Genomic DNA, 17,269 nt, shown 5'->3' on the forward strand with positions numbered 1-17,269 from the left:
ATAAGTATAGCGAATGTGATGGGCGAAAAACGACCACGCATCAGCGGTATCAGATTTCAGACCATTCGCGCAGCAGGTTATGGTAGAGATTGAGTAATGACAGGATCTCGCTACTTTCCCCATGACGTGTCTTCAGGGACTGAATGTTTTTATCCAGTTCAAACAGCATGGCGCGATTTTTGTCATCACGGATCATTGATTGTACCCACATAAAGGATGCCACACGAACGCCATGGGTTACTGGCGTGACGCAATGTAGGCTGCTGGAAGGGTAAAGTACCAGATCGCCAGCAGGAAGTTTCACCGCATGCTGGCCGTAGGTGTCATTGACCAGCAGCTCTCCTCCCGCATAATCGTCGGGATTACTGAGGAATAAGGTGGCGGAAAGGTCTGTGCGCATCCAGCCGTTTTCCGGGTGACTACGCACCGCGCCATCAACGTGAAAACCGTAGGTTTCGTTGTTCTGGTAGCGATTAAACAGCGGTGTGGAGAGCGTTTTCGGTAATGCTGCGGCGAAGAAAAGCGGGCTGTTATTCACCGCGGTTTGTACCGCCTGTTGCAAAATGCCGTAACGCTCACTTTGCGTATCCACCTGCTGGTTGTTTTTTACCTGCGCGCCCTGAGTGCCGGTGGTTGCGCGGCCATCAACCCAGTCGGCAGCGTCCAGTTGTTCGCGAAACCAGGCGACATCCTGCGCCGACAGAACGCCGGGAATGTGGTACATCATCAGTGTTTCTCCTGAAAGTGGGGCTTACGCCCCACGAGATGGATCAGAAATGCATATTGGCGGTGAGCAGGAAGGTTCTTGGCTCGCCCGGATGGTAACGGTATCCACTCTTGTTAATGGAGGATACATAATCGGTGTCGAACAGGTTATAGACGTTCAGCTGGAAATCGAGATTGCGGTTTACGCGATAGCCTAACTTGGCATCCGCAACCCAGTAGCCTTCAGTATAAGATGGCGTACCCACGGCGCCGTCCGAGCCGCGATGCATACTACCCACGTAACGTGCGCCCGCGCCAACGGAAATATCATCGGTAGCCTGATACTGGCTCCACAGCGTGAAGGCATGTTCCGGCGTATAGGGCAGGGAAGAAGAACCATCCTGAGCAACGTTTTTGCCGCTGTGGATCGTGGCGCGTTGCTGGGTGTATCCCCCAATAACCTGCCATGCGGGAGTGATGTTGCCAGCTACAGAGAGTTCGTAGCCTTCAACGCGTTTCTCCCCGTACTGGGAATATGTTCCGTCGTCGTTCTGCTCTACTTCATTTTCAATATCCGTACGGAAAATCGCGGCGGTTAACAGCAGGCGCTTATCCAGCACCTCCCATTTGGTGCCGATCTCGCTGGTTTTCGCTTTCTGCGGTTTAAAATCGGTCCGGTTGGCGCTGTTACCGCTTCCGCCCTGTGCAAGGGCAAAGTTACTGCCGCCCGGCGGTTGCTGAGAAACGGCATAGTTAATGTAGACATTGCCGTTATCGGTCAGGTGATACAGCGCGCCCGCTTTCCAGTTCACCAGATTGCCTGATTTGGCAGTATCCACGGTCGTAACCGGAGAACCTTTGGCGACGCCTGTCGGACATGCAACTGCACCACGGCCAGAAGCACCGCACGCGGTGGCGCTGTCATACTCGGTACGATAATTATCCAGACGAATACCACCGTTCAGTTCAATATCACGCGTAATTTGCAGAGTATCGAAGGCGTAAATACCGAAGGTATCGGTCTGGCCGTTGGCGTTGGCGCCATTACGGGATAATCCACCAATGTTCACGTTGCTGTTCGGTGAGTAAATATTGACCGGCGGCGGAGTGATCGGGACTACGCCATAGTTGGTTTGCGTTTCGCGCGTCAGCTCCACACCGGTGCTGATGTCATGACCGATGGATCCCGTGTAAAACTTTGAGGTCAGGTTGGTCTGGTTGGTGAGGATTTTGTTGCTGACATCTTTGGTATTCGCGACACGCGACCAGTTCCAGGTGTCAACGCTGCTTGTGGGTTGGGTGATGTTTGACGCACCGCCCATTACCGCCGTCATCAGATAATCCTGCTTAATACGCGACCAGCGGGTGGTGTTGCGAATCGTGGTGCTGTCGCTCAGATCATGTTCAAAACGCATCGTCGCAGTATCGGTCGTCGAATCGTCGTAATCCGAGTTTGTACCGTAGAAATTATGCGTATCCACTTTTCCTGAATGATTCAGTGCAGAAGTACCCGCGGAAGGCGCGGAGTAACCCGGCAGGCCGATGGTGGGAATGCCTCCATCCGGTGTGTTGTGTTGAGTAACGTGTAGATAGTTCAGATACAGTCGGTTCTCGGTACCTAAGCCAAAAGCGAGAGAGGGGGCCACGCCGTAACGTTCATTCTGCACGTTGTCGCGACCGGCATCATGCGTTTTTTCACCCATCAGGTTTAAGCGTACTGCGGTGGTGTCACCGATGACCTGATTGATATCCAGCGTTCCCCGGCGAAACCAGGCGCTACCGACGCTGGCTGAGGCATCAATACCTGAATCGGTGCGCGGCTGCTTGCTGATCATATTGATGGAGCCAGTGGGGGCACTGCGACCATAGTCGGTACCGGAAGGGCCTTTAATCACTTCAACCTGTTCCGTATTGAAGGTGTCACGCGTGACGCTACCAATATCACGAATACCGTCGATATAAATGCTGTTTGAGGTGTCAGCACCTCGCATATACACCGCATCGCCGGTGGTGGAGTTACCATTTTCACCCGCAAAAAATGCGCCAACACCCGGCACGTTTTTCAACGCATCAGTAAGATTGGTTGCTCCCTGATCCTTAATAACCTGCTCAGAAATGACCGTCATGGTGCGAGTGGTATCCGCCACCGGGCGGGAGAATTTAGGGTCGGCAGACTGTGTTGGGGCGTACAGCGAAGGTTTGGCCGCTTCAACGACCAACGTATCTTCTTGTTTTTTATCCTGATCGCCTGCGGCTACAGCCTGGGCTGCCGGAGACAGGCCAATGCACAGACCGGCAAAAAAAGTCAGTGAATGAAAACTACTGGACGGCAAGTTGCGATTTTTATCCATGTTAATGAATGACTTATTATTTTTGAGTAGAAGGTTTCACTCAAACGAAGGGACATCTCTGTGGACGTTATACCCTGCAGGCCTCGCCTGAATGAAATGCGTAATTGATAATAATTTTGATAAGCATTATCAATAAGTGTGACGTTTTAGCATTCATTACTTCAAAAATAAATACATTTATTTACATTGAATTCAAAATTCCAACATGGCGGTTACAGTTCATGCAGGGGATTTCAGAAAGAAAGGACAGCAAACTGCATTCAGGGCGAATGCAGTTGAGCTGAGGGAGAGTTACTTATAAATAGTTGCTGTACCGTACATCTGATTTTTACCGCCAGCGGAATTAACCACAAAACCTTTCGCGCCTTGCTCTTTGGCTTTTTCTGCCAGCTTACCTTCGAGGTCATCCAGACTTGATGCTCCGCTCACGGAAATCGTACCGGAGGCTTGTAGTGGACCGTTGGCAGGACTGACATTGGGCTGGGCAGCAAAAGTCGCAAATGTCATGCCGGTAAGTATGGTAGCGGCAAGGAATGTGAGGCATTTCTTCATGATGATATCCTCTGAGAAACAACAGATCGTGCCTGATAAGTTTAGGTCGTCATTGCAGGGCATTTGCCGCAAAAAATCGACCAACAACAGGCTGTTTTTTGAACGATGCAATTCGTATAAAAAATGAAATTTCCCTGCTGTGTATGTTTACCCCGTGGCGTTATGCGGGTATCTTACGCCGCTGTTAAAAGGAGAATGCTATGCCCCCCCAGAAACCGGGATTACATCCACGCAACCGCCACAATGGCCGTTATGATCTTGCGACGTTATGCCAGGTTACCCCCGAGCTGACGCAATTTCTCACCCTCACGCCCGGCGGCGAGCAGAGTGTTGATTTCGCAAATCCGCAGGCAGTGAAGGCGCTCAATAAAGCACTGCTGGCGCATTATTATGCGGTGGCAAACTGGGATATCCCGGAAGGTTTTCTTTGCCCACCGGTTCCGGGTCGTGCGGACTACATTCACCATCTGGCCGACCTGTTGGGTGAAACCACCGGAACCATCCCTGCAAATGCCAGCGTGCTGGATGTTGGGGTAGGGGCGAACTGCATTTATCCACTGATCGGCGTGCATGAATACGGCTGGCGATTTACCGGCAGTGAAACCAGTAGCGAAGCGTTTAACAGCGCTCAGGCGATCATAAACGGCAATCCGGGGTTAACCCGTGCTATTCGTCTGCGTCGTCAGAAAGATGCTTCGGCAATCTTCAACGGTATCATTCACAAAAATGAGCAGTATGAAGCCACATTGTGTAACCCGCCATTCCATGATTCTGCGGCCTCAGCCCGCGCAGGAAGCGAGCGCAAACGCCGCAATCTGGGCCAGGACAAAGATGATGCGCTGAACTTTGGCGGACAGCAGCAGGAGCTGTGGTGTGAAGGCGGTGAAGTGGCGTTCATCAAAAAAATGATCGCCGAAAGCCAGGCCTTTGGTCGCCAGGTAATGTGGTTCACCACGCTGGTTTCGCGCGGCGAGAATTTGCCTCCGCTGTACCACGCATTAACGGATGCGGGCGCGGTGAAAGTGGTTAAAAAAGAGATGGCCCAGGGGCAAAAGCAGAGTCGCTTTATTGCCTGGACCTTTATGGATAACGATCAGCGTCGTCGTTTTATGGCGCGTCAACGCTAAAGCGTGGGCTCGGCTGGCGGCAGCGGTTCGCTTGCCGCAGGGGTTGGGCCATGCACCGGTGCAGGCAAGACCTGATAGGTCTGTACCGGCGCGCGTACGTTGGCCAGATCGAAGTATTTTTTCACCTGGCTGTCGAGCGCAAAACGTACCGTCCACTGCTTCAGCGGCAAGGTGGTAAACGAAACCCGCAGCGTGAAGGCCGTATTGGTTAACCCCACAATCCCGGCAAACGACGGCTCGCCAATGATAAGCCCGCGGATATCTTCTTTTTCCATCACCGCAGCAACCGCGTCTTTCAATGCCTGATTCGCTTTATCCGCATCCTCATGGCGGTCTACATCGTAATTGGCGACGACCGATCCAATGCCACGCACAAAATTGGCGAAGGTCGTTATCGATGACCACGGGATGATATGGTACGCCCCGGTGTCCTGACGCACGCCCACTGAGCGGATGGACATCCGTTCTACCGTACCGGTGAGTGGACCGATGGTCACCAGATCGCCGGTGTTCATGCCATTTTCGAACTGAATAAAAATCCCGGTAATAATATCTTTTACCAGTGTTTGTGAGCCGAAAGAGATAGCCAGCCCCAGCGCCCCGGCACCAGCCAGTAAAGGGGCGATATTGACGCCAATTTCGGACAGCACAATCATGATAGTGATCGTGCTGATGATCACCGCCAGTGCGTTGCGAAACAGCGTCAGCAGGGTGCGAGTACGCGCGCTGGGTAACGGGCGACCATGAATATCGGAAGCCAGACGATTTTCAATCAGGCTGGCGAGGATCGTCCAGCCGATGGCGGAGAAGAATAAAATCAGCGCGATACGGATCAGAATATCCACCGTTTTTTCTCCTGCGCCGTAATGCAGCCAGTTCCAGAAGTCGAACAGTCCCCAGGCGTTGAGTAGCAGCATGACCGCGACGCACACTGTCAGGATCCTGGCCACGCTTAACGCCGTTGACAGCCAGCCATTTAGCCGCTTTTGTAATTCCGGATAGCTGCGCTGCGTGTGCGGCGACAGGGTAATGGTTTTGGCAATCCAGCGGGATAACATGCCGGATACAAAGGCGGCTATCCCGATGATCACCAGGCTGCGCAGCGTGGCGCCCATCATGAATTTCAGGCTGTTGCCTGGATCAAACAGCGAGAAGAAAAACAGCACAATGAAGTAGGCGCTGGCCAGCCAATGCCATACCAGCGCAAAAGCACGGATAAACAGGCTAAAGAAAGCTAAAGAGCGTGCGGCAAGATTCTGTAAGTGCTGGGTAATCTCATTCTTGTTTCTGAAAATCAGGTACAGCGCCCACAGCGTGATGCACAGCATGATGATGACATTTGCCATCGCGCCGACCTGCACATTAACCTGATTCGAAATAATGGGTACGGCAACGATAAGCCCGTAGCCAATCAGGCTGCTCAATGAACTCAAACGGCGATTCCAGTAGCGTGCGCCTGCATCCTGAATGTTAAACGGGCGCAGCTCGGCCACCTCCGGGCAAAATATCAGGCGCAAAATGGCCTTGAAGAATTCAATCAGGGCGAAGGCATTGAGAAACAGGCTTTGCTGAAAGGCGATGGTGCGACTGCCGGCGTTCATTTTGTCGCTCAGTATCTGCCCGACAAACAAGGTGAGCGCCAGTAGAAGCAAATCGATAACGAATGCGCCAACGATCATCGCCGGAAGCTGGAGCCAGTTGCTGCGCTCACGGTTTTTGCGTCGTGCCCATTGTCCCATTTTGCGATACAGCGGCAGCGCGCACAGGCGAACCAGCCAGAAAAAACCGAACACTGACACCGCCAGCATTAAAAAATGCGTCAGGGCATTGGTGAATGTTTGCGGGTTAAAGATCTTATGCGGGGCATCGGTAATATTGCGATAAAGCTGGGCAAAGCGGCTGGAGAGGGCTTCACCGTAGTGGCGGGTGACATCCGTGACGTTTTCCAGTACCGTTTTTTCTTCCGTTAACGTGGGCGGGACAATGGTCGGCACCGGCTCGGCAGGAGGGGCAGTGGCCACTTTGCGTAACTGGCCGATCAGCTCCTGACGCGAGGCGTCATTTTCCAGCACATCGGCCAGGGCGCCGTAAGCCGCCTTTTTCTGTTCAATATCCGGCTCTTTCGCCGGTGTGGTTTGCGCGTTGGTTGACGTTGGCGTGGTGACGCCAGGAATCGTCACCGCCTGGGTCGGAAGACTCAACAGACAAACAAAAATGAACAGGATCCCGCGCATGACTCCTCCCATGAGAAAATAAATGCAAAAGGATAAGTATAGATGTCAGGGCGGGAGAGAATTGAAATGAGAGGATTCTGGTGAAAAACCTCCCTTCGGGCGAAGGGAGGCAGGGCTATCAGGAAACGTGCTGCAAGAATTCCTGTAAGCGTTGGCTGGGCGGATTTTCAATCAGGGCCTGCGGATTGCCGTCCTCGGCAATACGTCCCTTATCGATGAAAATCAGGCGTGAAGCCACTTTTTCGGCAAAACCGATTTCGTGGGTCACAATCACCATGGTCATTCCTTCTTCCGCCAGGTCCTGCATAACTTTCAGAACTTCGTGGCGCAGTTCCGGGTCGAGTGCTGAGGTTGGCTCATCAAACAGCATCATTTTCGGTTTCACCGCCAGCGCACGGGCGATAGCCACACGCTGTTGTTGACCGCCGGACAGCTCAGAAGGGTAGTGATGGGCGCGCTCTGCCAGACCCACTTTCGCCAGCAGCTCTTTCGCCAGTTTCTCGGCCTGTTCTTTATTTGCCCCGCGTACGCGCTGCGGCCCAAACATGACGTTTTCCAGCGCCGTCAGATGCGGGAACAGGTAGAACTGCTGAAACACCATCCCGGCTTCCTGGCGGATTAACCGCTCGTCTACCTTCGGATCGTTCACTTTCAGGCCGTCAACAATCAGGTCACCGGAGGTAATTTCTTCCAGCTTGTTAATGCAGCGCAGCAGGGTAGATTTACCGGAGCCAGATGGCCCGATAATCACCACGACTTCACCTTGTTTAATATTCAGATCGATGTTGTGTAGCACCTGGGTTGGACCAAAGTGCTTAGAAACGTTTTTAAATTCAATCACAGGATTTTCATCCTTCTTTCCAGACGACGCAGAATGAAGCTCAGCACCAGCGTTATGATCAGATAGAACACCGCAACGGCGCTCCAGATTTCCAGTGCGCGGAAGTTACCGGCAATGATTTCCTGGCCCTGACGGGTCAGTTCAGCGACGCCAATGACGATAAACAGCGAGGTATCTTTGATGCTGATGATCCACTGGTTGCCCAGCGGTGGCAGCATACGACGCAGCGCAAGAGGTAAAATTACGTGGCGGATGGTCTCCGTGCGTGAAAGTCCAAGCGCCAGGCCAGCCTCGCTGAATCCTTTGTGGATTGAGAGTACCGCGCCACGCGTGATTTCCGCGATATAGGCGCCGGAGTTAATCATGATGGTGACAACAGCGGCGCTGAAGGGGTCAATACGCAAATCGTTAAACGCCATTGGCAGGGCGAAGTAGATAAACATCACCTGTACAACGATTGGCGTACCGCGGATGACTTCGATAAACACCAGCGCTACGTGGTTGGCTATCCAACCGCCGAAAGTACGCGCAAAACCTGCTGCAAGCCCGATAATCAGACCGCCAGCCAGACCGAGGATTGAAATCCACAGGGTCATTTTGGCGCCTTCTATCAAAAGCGGGATGGCGGGCCAGATGGCACTCCAGTCAAACTGCATATGTCGTTCCTGTTACCGTGGTGAAAAGAGTCAATTGCCCGTTTTACCGGATGTACTTATCCGGCCTACAGGTCTCAAAAATGCTGGCGTAGACCCGGCAAGCATCACGCTACCGGGCCTGTGCTGTAGATTATTATTTAGGTTCAGTACCGAACCATTTTTTGTAGATTTCGTTGTAAGTACCGTTCTCTTTCAGCGTTTTCAGCGCGCCGTTCACTTTCTCACGCAGTTCATCGCTGCCTTTCGGGAAGGCGATACCGTACTGCTGGGCTTCCAGGGAATCACCTACAGCTTTGAACTGACCGTTGCCCGCAGTCTTGATGAAATACAGAATGTTTGGTGTATCGTGCAGTACGGCGTCTGCGCGGTTGGTACCCAGTTCCATATACGCGTTATCGATGTTCGGGAACTGACGCAGGTCTTTAGTTTTGATGTTAGCTTTCGCGTAATCAACGGAACCGGTGCCGCTCTTCACTGCGACAACTTTACCATCGAGATCTTTCACGCTTTTCACGTCGTTGTTATTCGCTTTCACCATCACTAACAGGCCGCTTTTGTAGTAGCCGTCAGAGAAGTCGATGGCTTTTTTACGCTCTTCGGTAATAGTGATACCTGCCAGCGCCAAATCGACGTTTTTGGTTTGCAGAGCCGGGATGATGCCGCTGAAATCCATTGGTTTCAGTTCATAATCCAGCTTTAGTTCTTTGGCGACGGCAGCCCACAGATCCACATCAAAACCAACGTATTTGTCACCCTGTTTGAATTCAAAGGGAACAAAGGCGGTGTCGGTTGCGACAACCAGTTTCTTATCTGCGGCATGGGAGGACACCGCAAAAGCCAGGGTAAGTGCAGCCAGTGAAACTTTTAATACAGACTTCATAGGATTTCCTTTTATATCCACGGGGCGATCCCCTGCGAGAACATATGGCTTAATGAAAGAATCGTGCCAATTTTGCAACTCATTGTTTTAACAAGAGGGCGTCTCATTTTGTTGCACAATAAGTAGGGCAAAGCGGGCTGTTTGCACCGTTTCAGGGCACTCATTTGGTGCATGACGGACGCGGTGCAAACGGTATGACTATTTAGCGTAAAAATTGTTGATAAAACAATCTTTCGTTAACGATTGTGTGAGGTGATTATTACAAATAATTTACTTTGGAGTGACGAATGATCAATGTTGTGCACCATAGAAGTGCAAAACCCCCGCAAATGCGAGGGTAATATAGGTATTTCTTATATGTCTGTTATTCGATGTTCGCTTCGATAAACCACAAGAATTTGTCGAGGTCACGGGAGGCCGCAGTGAAGATATCTGCTGTATCCTCATCTTTTGCTTCACTTATCGCTTTACGTACGCTGTTAGCAACCACGGCATAACGTTCGGCCAGCTCTTTTAAGTGGTCCTGTACGTTATGGATATCCAGCGGGTAGCTTTTCAGTGGCGTTTTGCTGTTAATAACCTGCGTTGTCCCCAGTGCCACACCGCCTAACTGTACGGCACGCTCAGCCATGGTATCGAGGTGATCGGTCAGTGCTGTCCGGAAACCATCCAGCATTTCATGTACGGCAATGAAGTTTGCGCCGCGCATATTCCAGTGTGCCTGTTTGGTGATCAATGACAGGTCAATGAATTGGATCACCTGCTGATTCAGCAGTTCAACGGTCGCTTTTTTATCGCTGTCGGTTACATCGTTACGGGTATAAAGGAGGGCTGATGCTTTTGTTTTTACCAGTTTTGCAGTACTCATAATCTCATATCCTCTTGATGTTTACGTCCCAAATCTTCAACGAGGATAAGTATAGCGCTAATTTCAGTTTTATTTTTCTGGTGTTGCCTATCACTTTAATAGCGAGGCGAATGAAAATATAAAATATCGATATAAATCAATTTAATAAGTTATTTTAGTACAGCGTATTGTTATTATTGTGTTAATGCTATGCCTCAGCATAAATAGCGTGCTTCAACGGGGAGGTAGAGGGCGATAATAATAGTGGGGATAGATAACAAGATATTCTGCATGATTATGCAAACCATGCAGAATATTGGCAGGTTAATTCACGTCAATTTGCTTAATTTGCGGGTCCTTACGGATGGTGAGCGTAGAGCCCATGGACGCAGCAATAATCGCTCCCAGAGCCAGCGTCTGGATAAACGTCAGCGTTTCCCCGAGGAAAATCATTCCAGACACTGCAGCCAGTGCAGGCTCCATGCTCATCAGTGTCCCAAAGGTACGTGTAGGCAGTCGCGTTAATGCGATCATTTCCAGCGAATAGGGGAGCGCAGTAGAGAGGACTGCTACCGCTAAGCCCAACGGGAGAATAGACCAGTGCCACAGCGCATCGCCTGCCTGAATGACGCCAATCGGCACGAAAACCAGCGCTGCGATTAATGAGCCAACTGCGACCGTTGCCGGGCCATGCTCTTCGCCTGCGCGTTGCCCGGTAAGAATATAGATAGCCCAACAGGCGCCAGCACCTAATGCCAGCGCGGCACCGGTTAAATCAACGTGAGAAACATCCTGACCTAACGGTAGCAGGAACCACAGTCCGAGCACGGCCAGCGCAACCCAGATAAAATCCACCGGGCGGCGGGAGGAAAACAACGCTACCGCGAGCGGCCCGGTAAATTCCAGCGCTACGGCAATACCCAGCGGTACAGTCTGAATTGACAGGTAAAAGAGATAGTTCATCCCACCCAGAGACAAACCATAAAACAGCAGGGGAAGACGTTGCTCTTTGGCAAAACGTAAACGCCAGGGTTTAAAGAATGCGATAAGGATGAGCGTTCCCAGTGCGAGGCGCAGGGCGGTAACGCCTGGCGCACCGACGAGAGGGAACAGCGATTTCGCCAGCGATGCGCCGCTTTGAATCGAGGACATAGCTATCAGCAAAACCAAAATAGGCAACCAGACTGGCGCTTTACGTGACGACCCCGGCATCCTTTCTCCTGTCAAATGATGGTTACACACCTTGCCCCGCGGGACGCCGCAGATTTGCTGCGATGCGCGTGAGTATGTGTATAGAAAAGTAAAACAGCGAGTGTAATGGAAATACGCTCGGCTGGTTGAGTATTCGTTGAAAAAAAAATTACTGAGATCCGTACAATGGCATGAAAACGATGGATTAATAATCTGCGCGATTAGGAATCATCTGGATGAATGTGTCGTGTTGTGCGCGCAATAATGGCATAAATCATTAGAAAAGTGATGTTAATTGAAAGAGATAGCGGGTTTATGAAACGTTCTGTTACATGAAAAGCTTCGTTAGACATCGCGAATCGCAAAGAGTTTCCCATCAGTTTTTGGTATATTTAAAACTTAAGATTTACTTGAAGCACATTTGAGGTGGTTATGAAAAAAATTGCATGTCTTTCAGCACTGGCCGCTGTTCTGGCTTTCTCCGCAGGTACCGCTGTAGCTGCTACTTCTACCGTTACTGGTGGTTACGCTCAGAGCGATGCTCAGGGCGCAGCGAACAAAATGAACGGTTTCAACCTGAAGTATCGTTACGAGCAGGACAACAGCCCGCTGGGCGTGATCGGTTCCTTCACTTACACTGAAAAAGATCGTACCGACTCGTTTGGCGATTACAACAAAACCCAATACTACGGCATCACTGCAGGTCCGGCTTACCGTCTGAATGACTGGGCAAGCGTCTACGGTGTTGTAGGTGTTGGCTACGGTAAATTCCAGGATGCAGCAACGCCTGCTGACAAACACGACACCAGCGACTACGGTTTCTCTTACGGTGCCGGTGTGCAGTTCAACCCGATCGAAAACGTTGCTCTGGACTTCTCTTACGAGCAGAGCCGTATTCGTAGCGTTGACGTAGGTACCTGGATCGCGGGTGTTGGTTACCGCTTCTAATCACTTCGGTGATATAAAAAATCCGCCTCCAGGGGCGGATTTTTTTTGCCTGCAATTATGAGCTGTTAACGAGATTTGGTCTCGAAGATATCAGTGCCCAAATGGTTGTAGTCCACCTTCTGCAATTTAAAGTTGGTGATATACACTGGCCCGGCTTTTTTCTCAGAGATAAAGCGGTAGCTGTTGATAATTTCCTTCGCGCTGATCCCCGTCCACTGTGAGAAAAAACTCAGGAAATCATTGGCGGATCGACGGGCCTTAATCACCCGATGCGCTTTATCATCGCTGGACAGTACCATAAAGGGCACCTGGAAGTTCTGTTGGAACTGGTCGTCATGCGCCAGGTACTGCACCTCTTTTCCGCGCTCTTTAAAGGCGAGGCCATGATCGGAGAAATAGACCATCGAGAAGCTACTGCCGCTGTTACGCAACTGCTCGTAAAGCTGGCGCAGTAGGTCATCCGTCTGCGTCATGGTGTACAGGTAACAGGAGGTCTCCTTGGACTGGACGAAAGTCTCATATTTTCCTTGTGTACGGTCGCAGGCCTGCGGGTGAGAACCCATTAAATGCAGCACAATCAGTTGCGGCTGGGTGCGTTCGGTGGCCAGCACCTGGGCGGTCATTTTCAACAGCGCTTCGTCACGGGTGTTTTTGTCCGCTTCGAAATCACCGTTTTTCAGGAACTGAACTTCATCTGCTCGCTTCGCAATGCTGGCGATTGCCGTATCGTATTCACCGATCTGCCCCTGATTGGAAAACCACCACGTCTGGAACCCAGCGCGGTTGGCCAGCGTGACAAAGTTATCCTGGAACTGAGGCTTATTATCGACGACCCGATTTAGCGTTAAGCCGAGCGATTTTTGCGTAGAACCACTGGCGGCAATGTAATCAGCAAAAATGTAGCCATTAACGGTGCTGGAAAACGGCGTGTTATCCCAGTGACCGCCAAACGCGCCTAACGCATCACGACGGGCGCTTTCACCGATCACCACAACATAGGTGTGATACTTCGGCTTCACGGCGGTGACTGTCCAGCTGTCTTTGACGCTCGACAGCTTCGCCATACGCTCTTGCTCATCAAGCACTTCGTTGTTATTGACGATAACGTCCTTGGCAAAGCGGAAAACCGGGTAACCGGTATCTTTTAACTTGAAAACGCCGCCCCATGCCAGGTTTTGTACCGGAGTAACAAAGAATGCAACGATGCTGAACAGCAAGCACAGGCTGTCGTACTTGTTCCAGCGACGTTTCTGCTCGTCTTTTTTACGCCGTACGGCGATAACGCCGAGCGCAAAAATAAACACGCCAACCAGGTAGTTGTACCAGGGGAAGATGGTCAGGATTTCGGTTGACTCTTCCATGTTGGTCGAGTGCAGCGCTAACAACGTATTAAAGTTTGGCGAGCCGTAAGCCTGGCCAAACGGAAAATACATTGCCGCAATCAACGAACAGACGCCAATCAGTGCTTTTTGCGCGCGCGGCGCAGTACGCCACAACAGCATCAATACACAGGTAAAGGCAACGCTATAAAGAAGGCTTAGTGGGTAGCCCAGCGCGAGGTTGATCAGCAAAGACTGTAAAAAGTAAAAGCCAGTCCACGGACTAATCGCCCGGCTGCGAGCAATGATTGAATCTTTGAGGGTTAAATTCATATGCCACTGTTACAAAAACGCCATGTGCTACCCCTGGCGCAAAGGGTCATGCCTGCCTGAGAGAGCGAGAAGAGGGAATGGGTCCGCATCCGCGAGCCGCAATATATGCAGGGCTGCGAAAAGATAGAGTGTGTGCAAGAGAAGGTCAACTACTACAAAGAAATTGTTTTGAGAGGGCAACTGCAAAACAGACAAAAAGAAGGGTTATTCGGACGAAACCTATCACCGTAATCAGGTTACGGCAAAGAAATGAAGCGGCGTACCGCGACGCCGCATTATTTTGCTGAGGATTTATCCTGCTCTGGTTTGCCGTTAATCATGTCACACAGCATAGAGATCAGCATCAACCGTACTTTAAAGGGAGAGTGGCTAAACACGCGTATACACCTCTTAAATTCATTCATATAAACCTCCTGACTTCACGATCCCATCAGTCCTTGAGGGATGTCTTTATTATATACAGATATAGCACAGGCTATATTATATAGCTATTGCTAAAACGTTAATTTTTTGTGCCCACGCAACTCTGGTTTACAATGAGCGTTCTCTAATCAGATGCCGTTAACGCGTCACAGTAACGAGGAAGCAGAATGAGTCGTCGCGCAGGTATGCCAACAACAAAAAAAGTGACGCAATTGGTGAATGTCGAAGAACACGTTGAAGGATTTCGTCAGGTCCGGGAGGCGCATCGCCGTGAGCTGATTGATGACTACGTAGAGCTGATTTCCGATCTCATTATCGAGGTGGGTGAAGCACGCCAGGTAGATATGGCCGCGCGGCTTGGGGTTTCCCAGCCGACGGTTGCCAAAATGCTTAAACGCCTTGCCTCCGTTGGGTTGATTGAAATGATCCCCTGGCGGGGCGTGTTTTTAACCGCAGAAGGTGAGCGATTAGCTCAGGAGAGTCGGGAGCGTCATCAGATTGTGGAGAATTTCCTGTTGATGTTAGGTATCAGCCCGGAAATTGCCCGTCGCGATGCGGAAGGAATGGAGCATCACGTCAGTAAGGAAACACTGGAGGCTTTTAGCCGGTTTACGCAACAGCAAGGAACAGACTCTGAATGAGTTTCCCTTTGCTACGCGCCTTACAGCGCGATCGCTTTTTCCAACTGTTAATCATTGTTGGGGTTGCACTGAGCCTTTTCACGCCATTTGCGCCCCGGCTGTGGCCGGGGGCTATTGACTGGCACACGATTATTACGCTTAGCGGCCTGATGTTACTGACCAAAGGCGTGGAGCTCAGCGGCTATTTTGATGTGTTAGGGCGCAAGATGACTCGCCGCTTCAACACAGAACGCCAGTTGGCGATATTTATGGTGCTGGCGGCGGCGCTGCTGTCGACGTTTCTGACCAATGATGTGGCGCTGTTTATTGTTGTTCCGCTGACGATCACCCTGAAAAAATTGTGCGCTATTCCGGTGAATCGCCTGATTATCTTTGAAGCGCTGGCGGTTAACGCCGGATCGTTGCTCACGCCAATAGGTAACCCGCAAAACATTCTGATGTGGGGGCGGTCTGGCTTGTCATTTGCCGCATTTACCTGGCAAATGGCGCCGCTTGCGGGGGCCATGATGCTGACGCTGGTGGTGCTGTGCTGGTTCAGTTTCCCGAATAAAGCATTGCATTATCACACCGGTACGTCCGCACCTGACTGGCAACCGCGTCTGGTGTGGAGCTGTCTGGCGTTGTATATCATCTTCCTGGCGGCACTGGAGTTAAAACAAGAGCTGTGGGGCCTGGCGATCGTCGCCGCGGGGTTCATGGTGCTGGCTCGCCGTGTGATCCTCAGCGTTGACTGGACGTTGCTGTTAGTGTTTATGGCGATGTTTATTGATGTGCATTTGCTGACGCAGTTGCCGGTGTTACACGGAATAACCAGTCAGATTGGCACGCTTTCAGCACCGGGGCTGTGGTTGACGGCAATCGGCTTGTCGCAGTTTATCAGTAACGTTCCCAGCACGATTTTGTTGCTCAACTATGTTCCGCCGACGCTATTGTTGGCCTGGGCAGTTAATATCGGAGGGTTTGGCCTGTTGCCGGGGTCGCTGGCGAATCTGATTGCTTTACGCATGGCAAATGACCGACGCATCTGGTGGCGTTTTCATCTGTATTCGGTGCCGATGCTGATATGGGCGGCGCTGGTGGGATATGGCTTGCTGTTGATGATGTAATTGATGTGGTGTGCCGGATGGCGGCTGGCGCCTAATCCGGCCTACAGTGCTGGTAGGCCCGATAAGCGTAGCGCCATCGGGCATGTATAGCCGATTAGTTCAGACGAACCGGCATACCAGAACGGTTCTGTACCGCCTGCTCAACGACGGCCTGATCGACGTCAGACTGACCGGTGATGCTGGTAATGCTCTTATTCAGCGTAATTGGTACGATTTCCCCGCCTTCAAACTGTGCTTCAGTCGTAGACAGCGGGTTATGTACCTCGATGTAACGGCTGCCGTCTGGTTCGGTAGTGGCTTTTACCGGCTCATCGATAAACTGGACGCGAGTACCGACCGGCACATTTTCAAACAGGAACTTGATGTCATCGTTACGCAGACGCACGCAGCCGTGGCTGACGCGTAAGCCGACGCCGAAGTTAGCATTGGTGCCGTGGATGGCGTACAGGCGACCGATATACAGCGCGTACAGACCCATCGGGTTATCCGGACCTGCCGGAACAACTGCTGGCAGCGGTTCGCCCGCAGCGCGGTATTCCGCATGCATTTTCGCGGTTGGCGTCCAGGTTGGACCCGCTTTCTTACGTTCAACTTTGGTGGTCCAGTTGATAGGGGTGTCTTTACCTAACTGGCCGATACCGATAGGCAGAACGATGACGGTGTTAGTACCTTTCGGGTAGTAGTACAGACGCATTTCGGCGCTGTTAATCACAATACCTTCATGCACGGTATCCGGCAGGATCAACTGCTGAGGAATGTTCAGCACTGTGCCGCCTTTCGGCAGGAAGGTATCCACGCCCGGGTTAGCTTCCAGCATGTTAGACAGACCCATCTGATACTCCGCCGCAAAATATTCCAGCGGTTGGGTGTTGCCTTCAGGAATCGTGATGACCTGGTTCTGGCCAATCAAACGGCTGCCATCGGTAGGCAGCGGGTACGTGACGGCAGAAGCGGTGTTACAAAAACCAACTATTGCGAGTGCCGCCGCGAAAAGCGTTGTTAATTTCATATTCATGTTCATGTATGCGAGATTCAGTGCCAGGCAGGCTAGTGGGTTGAGATTTATGTAGTGTTGGGCAGGCATTATATGTGCATTCTGAGCAACAAGGAATTCG

16 protein-coding genes are annotated in these 17,269 nt (G+C 51.4%); 4 read left to right on the forward strand and 12 right to left on the reverse strand.

Annotated elements, in window-relative coordinates:
• Window positions 1-49: 49 nt before the first annotated feature.
• From ybiX to mcbA, 3 genes are all read right to left on the reverse strand, one after another.
• On the reverse strand, window positions 50-727 hold the full coding sequence (ybiX, locus tag AL515_RS09040; RefSeq protein WP_061067582.1) for a PKHD-type hydroxylase YbiX: 678 nt from the start codon (window positions 725-727) through the stop codon (window positions 50-52).
• Between the two features lie 43 nt (window positions 728-770).
• The gene (locus AL515_RS09045; protein ID WP_061067583.1) at window positions 771-3,056 is read right to left on the reverse strand and encodes a catecholate siderophore receptor Fiu; all 2,286 of its coding nucleotides are present in this window, start codon (window positions 3,054-3,056) and stop codon (window positions 771-773) included.
• Window positions 3,057-3,347: 291 nt separating this feature from the next.
• Window positions 3,348-3,608, reverse strand: coding sequence for a DUF1471 family periplasmic protein McbA (mcbA, locus tag AL515_RS09050; RefSeq protein WP_061067584.1), 261 nt, complete (start codon window positions 3,606-3,608; stop codon window positions 3,348-3,350).
• A gap of 200 nt (window positions 3,609-3,808) precedes the next feature.
• Here mcbA and rlmF point away from each other — a divergent pair, with 200 nt between their 5' ends.
• Complete coding sequence (gene rlmF, locus AL515_RS09055) at window positions 3,809-4,735, forward strand: 23S rRNA (adenine(1618)-N(6))-methyltransferase RlmF (RefSeq protein WP_061067585.1); 927 nt, start codon at window positions 3,809-3,811, stop codon at window positions 4,733-4,735.
• On the opposite strand, the gene ybiO is transcribed toward rlmF, so the two are convergent.
• The 6 genes from ybiO to rhtA all read right to left on the reverse strand — a co-directional run bounded on the left by ybiO (window position 4,732) and on the right by rhtA (window position 11,405).
• Window positions 4,732-6,969: a mechanosensitive channel protein gene (ybiO, locus tag AL515_RS09060; RefSeq protein ID WP_061067586.1), complete on the reverse strand. Its 2,238-nt coding sequence runs from the start codon at window positions 6,967-6,969 to the stop codon at window positions 4,732-4,734. The genes rlmF and ybiO overlap by 4 nt on opposite strands.
• 118 nt (window positions 6,970-7,087) lie before the next feature.
• Window positions 7,088-7,810 (reverse strand): glutamine ABC transporter ATP-binding protein GlnQ, encoded by a 723-nt coding sequence (glnQ, locus tag AL515_RS09065; protein ID WP_042309588.1) that lies wholly within the window; start codon window positions 7,808-7,810, stop codon window positions 7,088-7,090.
• Window positions 7,807-8,466 (reverse strand): glutamine ABC transporter permease GlnP, encoded by a 660-nt coding sequence (gene glnP, locus AL515_RS09070; protein WP_005123684.1) that lies wholly within the window; start codon window positions 8,464-8,466, stop codon window positions 7,807-7,809. The genes glnQ and glnP overlap by 4 nt, the downstream gene beginning before the upstream one ends.
• 133 nt (window positions 8,467-8,599) lie before the next feature.
• The gene (gene glnH / locus AL515_RS09075; RefSeq protein ID WP_061067587.1) at window positions 8,600-9,346 is read right to left on the reverse strand and encodes a glutamine ABC transporter substrate-binding protein GlnH; all 747 of its coding nucleotides are present in this window, start codon (window positions 9,344-9,346) and stop codon (window positions 8,600-8,602) included.
• Between the two features lie 364 nt (window positions 9,347-9,710).
• The gene (dps, locus tag AL515_RS09080) at window positions 9,711-10,214 is read right to left on the reverse strand and encodes a DNA starvation/stationary phase protection protein Dps (RefSeq protein WP_005123679.1); all 504 of its coding nucleotides are present in this window, start codon (window positions 10,212-10,214) and stop codon (window positions 9,711-9,713) included.
• 303 nt (window positions 10,215-10,517) lie between these two features.
• Window positions 10,518-11,405, reverse strand: coding sequence for a threonine/homoserine exporter RhtA (rhtA, locus tag AL515_RS09085; protein ID WP_048212191.1), 888 nt, complete (start codon window positions 11,403-11,405; stop codon window positions 10,518-10,520).
• 411 nt (window positions 11,406-11,816) lie between these two features.
• Between rhtA and ompX the strand changes: the two genes are divergently transcribed.
• Window positions 11,817-12,332 (forward strand): outer membrane protein OmpX, encoded by a 516-nt coding sequence (gene ompX / locus AL515_RS09090; protein ID WP_048212190.1) that lies wholly within the window; start codon window positions 11,817-11,819, stop codon window positions 12,330-12,332.
• A gap of 65 nt (window positions 12,333-12,397) precedes the next feature.
• Here the strand turns inward: ompX and AL515_RS09095 are convergent, their stop codons facing one another.
• Window positions 12,398-13,984 carry a phosphoethanolamine transferase gene (locus AL515_RS09095; RefSeq protein ID WP_061067588.1) on the reverse strand — a complete coding sequence of 529 codons (1,587 nt, stop codon included), beginning with the start codon at window positions 13,982-13,984 and terminating at the stop codon, window positions 12,398-12,400.
• 275 nt (window positions 13,985-14,259) lie between these two features.
• Window positions 14,260-14,388 (reverse strand): manganase accumulation protein MntS, encoded by a 129-nt coding sequence (gene mntS, locus AL515_RS09100; RefSeq protein WP_061067589.1) that lies wholly within the window; start codon window positions 14,386-14,388, stop codon window positions 14,260-14,262.
• A gap of 186 nt (window positions 14,389-14,574) precedes the next feature.
• On the opposite strand from mntS, the gene mntR reads away from it, so the two are divergent.
• The gene (gene mntR / locus AL515_RS09105; protein ID WP_061067590.1) at window positions 14,575-15,048 is read left to right on the forward strand and encodes a manganese-binding transcriptional regulator MntR; all 474 of its coding nucleotides are present in this window, start codon (window positions 14,575-14,577) and stop codon (window positions 15,046-15,048) included.
• Window positions 15,045-16,154 (forward strand): anion transporter, encoded by a 1,110-nt coding sequence (locus tag AL515_RS09110; protein ID WP_105242159.1) that lies wholly within the window; start codon window positions 15,045-15,047, stop codon window positions 16,152-16,154. Before mntR ends, AL515_RS09110 begins: the two co-directional genes overlap by 4 nt.
• Before the next feature lie 94 nt (window positions 16,155-16,248).
• On the opposite strand, the gene ldtB is transcribed toward AL515_RS09110, so the two are convergent.
• The gene (gene ldtB / locus AL515_RS09115) at window positions 16,249-17,169 is read right to left on the reverse strand and encodes a L,D-transpeptidase (protein ID WP_003035268.1); all 921 of its coding nucleotides are present in this window, start codon (window positions 17,167-17,169) and stop codon (window positions 16,249-16,251) included.
• Window positions 17,170-17,269 lie beyond the last annotated feature (100 nt).

This window comes from Citrobacter sp. FDAARGOS_156 (genome assembly GCF_001559235.2).
GTDB classification, from domain to species: domain Bacteria; phylum Pseudomonadota; class Gammaproteobacteria; order Enterobacterales; family Enterobacteriaceae; genus Citrobacter; species Citrobacter youngae.

Bases quoted from the DNA above. Each gene is read 5' to 3' on its own strand.
- ybiX (WP_061067582.1), bottom strand. From the start codon at position 727: ATGATGTACCACATTCCCGGCGTTCTGTCGGCGCAGGATGTCGCCTGG.
- AL515_RS09045 (WP_061067583.1), bottom strand. From the start codon at position 3,056: ATGGATAAAAATCGCAACTTGCCGTCCAGTAGTTTTCATTCACTGACT.
- mcbA (WP_061067584.1), bottom strand. From the start codon at position 3,608: ATGAAGAAATGCCTCACATTCCTTGCCGCTACCATACTTACCGGCATG.
- rlmF (WP_061067585.1), top strand. From the start codon at position 3,809: ATGCCCCCCCAGAAACCGGGATTACATCCACGCAACCGCCACAATGGC.
- ybiO (WP_061067586.1), bottom strand. From the start codon at position 6,969: ATGCGCGGGATCCTGTTCATTTTTGTTTGTCTGTTGAGTCTTCCGACC.
- glnP (WP_005123684.1), bottom strand. From the start codon at position 8,466: ATGCAGTTTGACTGGAGTGCCATCTGGCCCGCCATCCCGCTTTTGATA.
- glnH (WP_061067587.1), bottom strand. From the start codon at position 9,346: ATGAAGTCTGTATTAAAAGTTTCACTGGCTGCACTTACCCTGGCTTTT.
- dps (WP_005123679.1), bottom strand. From the start codon at position 10,214: ATGAGTACTGCAAAACTGGTAAAAACAAAAGCATCAGCCCTCCTTTAT.
- rhtA (WP_048212191.1), bottom strand. From the start codon at position 11,405: ATGCCGGGGTCGTCACGTAAAGCGCCAGTCTGGTTGCCTATTTTGGTT.
- ompX (WP_048212190.1), top strand. From the start codon at position 11,817: ATGAAAAAAATTGCATGTCTTTCAGCACTGGCCGCTGTTCTGGCTTTC.
- AL515_RS09095 (WP_061067588.1), bottom strand. From the start codon at position 13,984: ATGAATTTAACCCTCAAAGATTCAATCATTGCTCGCAGCCGGGCGATT.
- mntS (WP_061067589.1), bottom strand. From the start codon at position 14,388: ATGAATGAATTTAAGAGGTGTATACGCGTGTTTAGCCACTCTCCCTTT.
- mntR (WP_061067590.1), top strand. From the start codon at position 14,575: ATGAGTCGTCGCGCAGGTATGCCAACAACAAAAAAAGTGACGCAATTG.
- AL515_RS09110 (WP_105242159.1), top strand. From the start codon at position 15,045: ATGAGTTTCCCTTTGCTACGCGCCTTACAGCGCGATCGCTTTTTCCAA.
- ldtB (WP_003035268.1), bottom strand. From the start codon at position 17,169: ATGAATATGAAATTAACAACGCTTTTCGCGGCGGCACTCGCAATAGTT.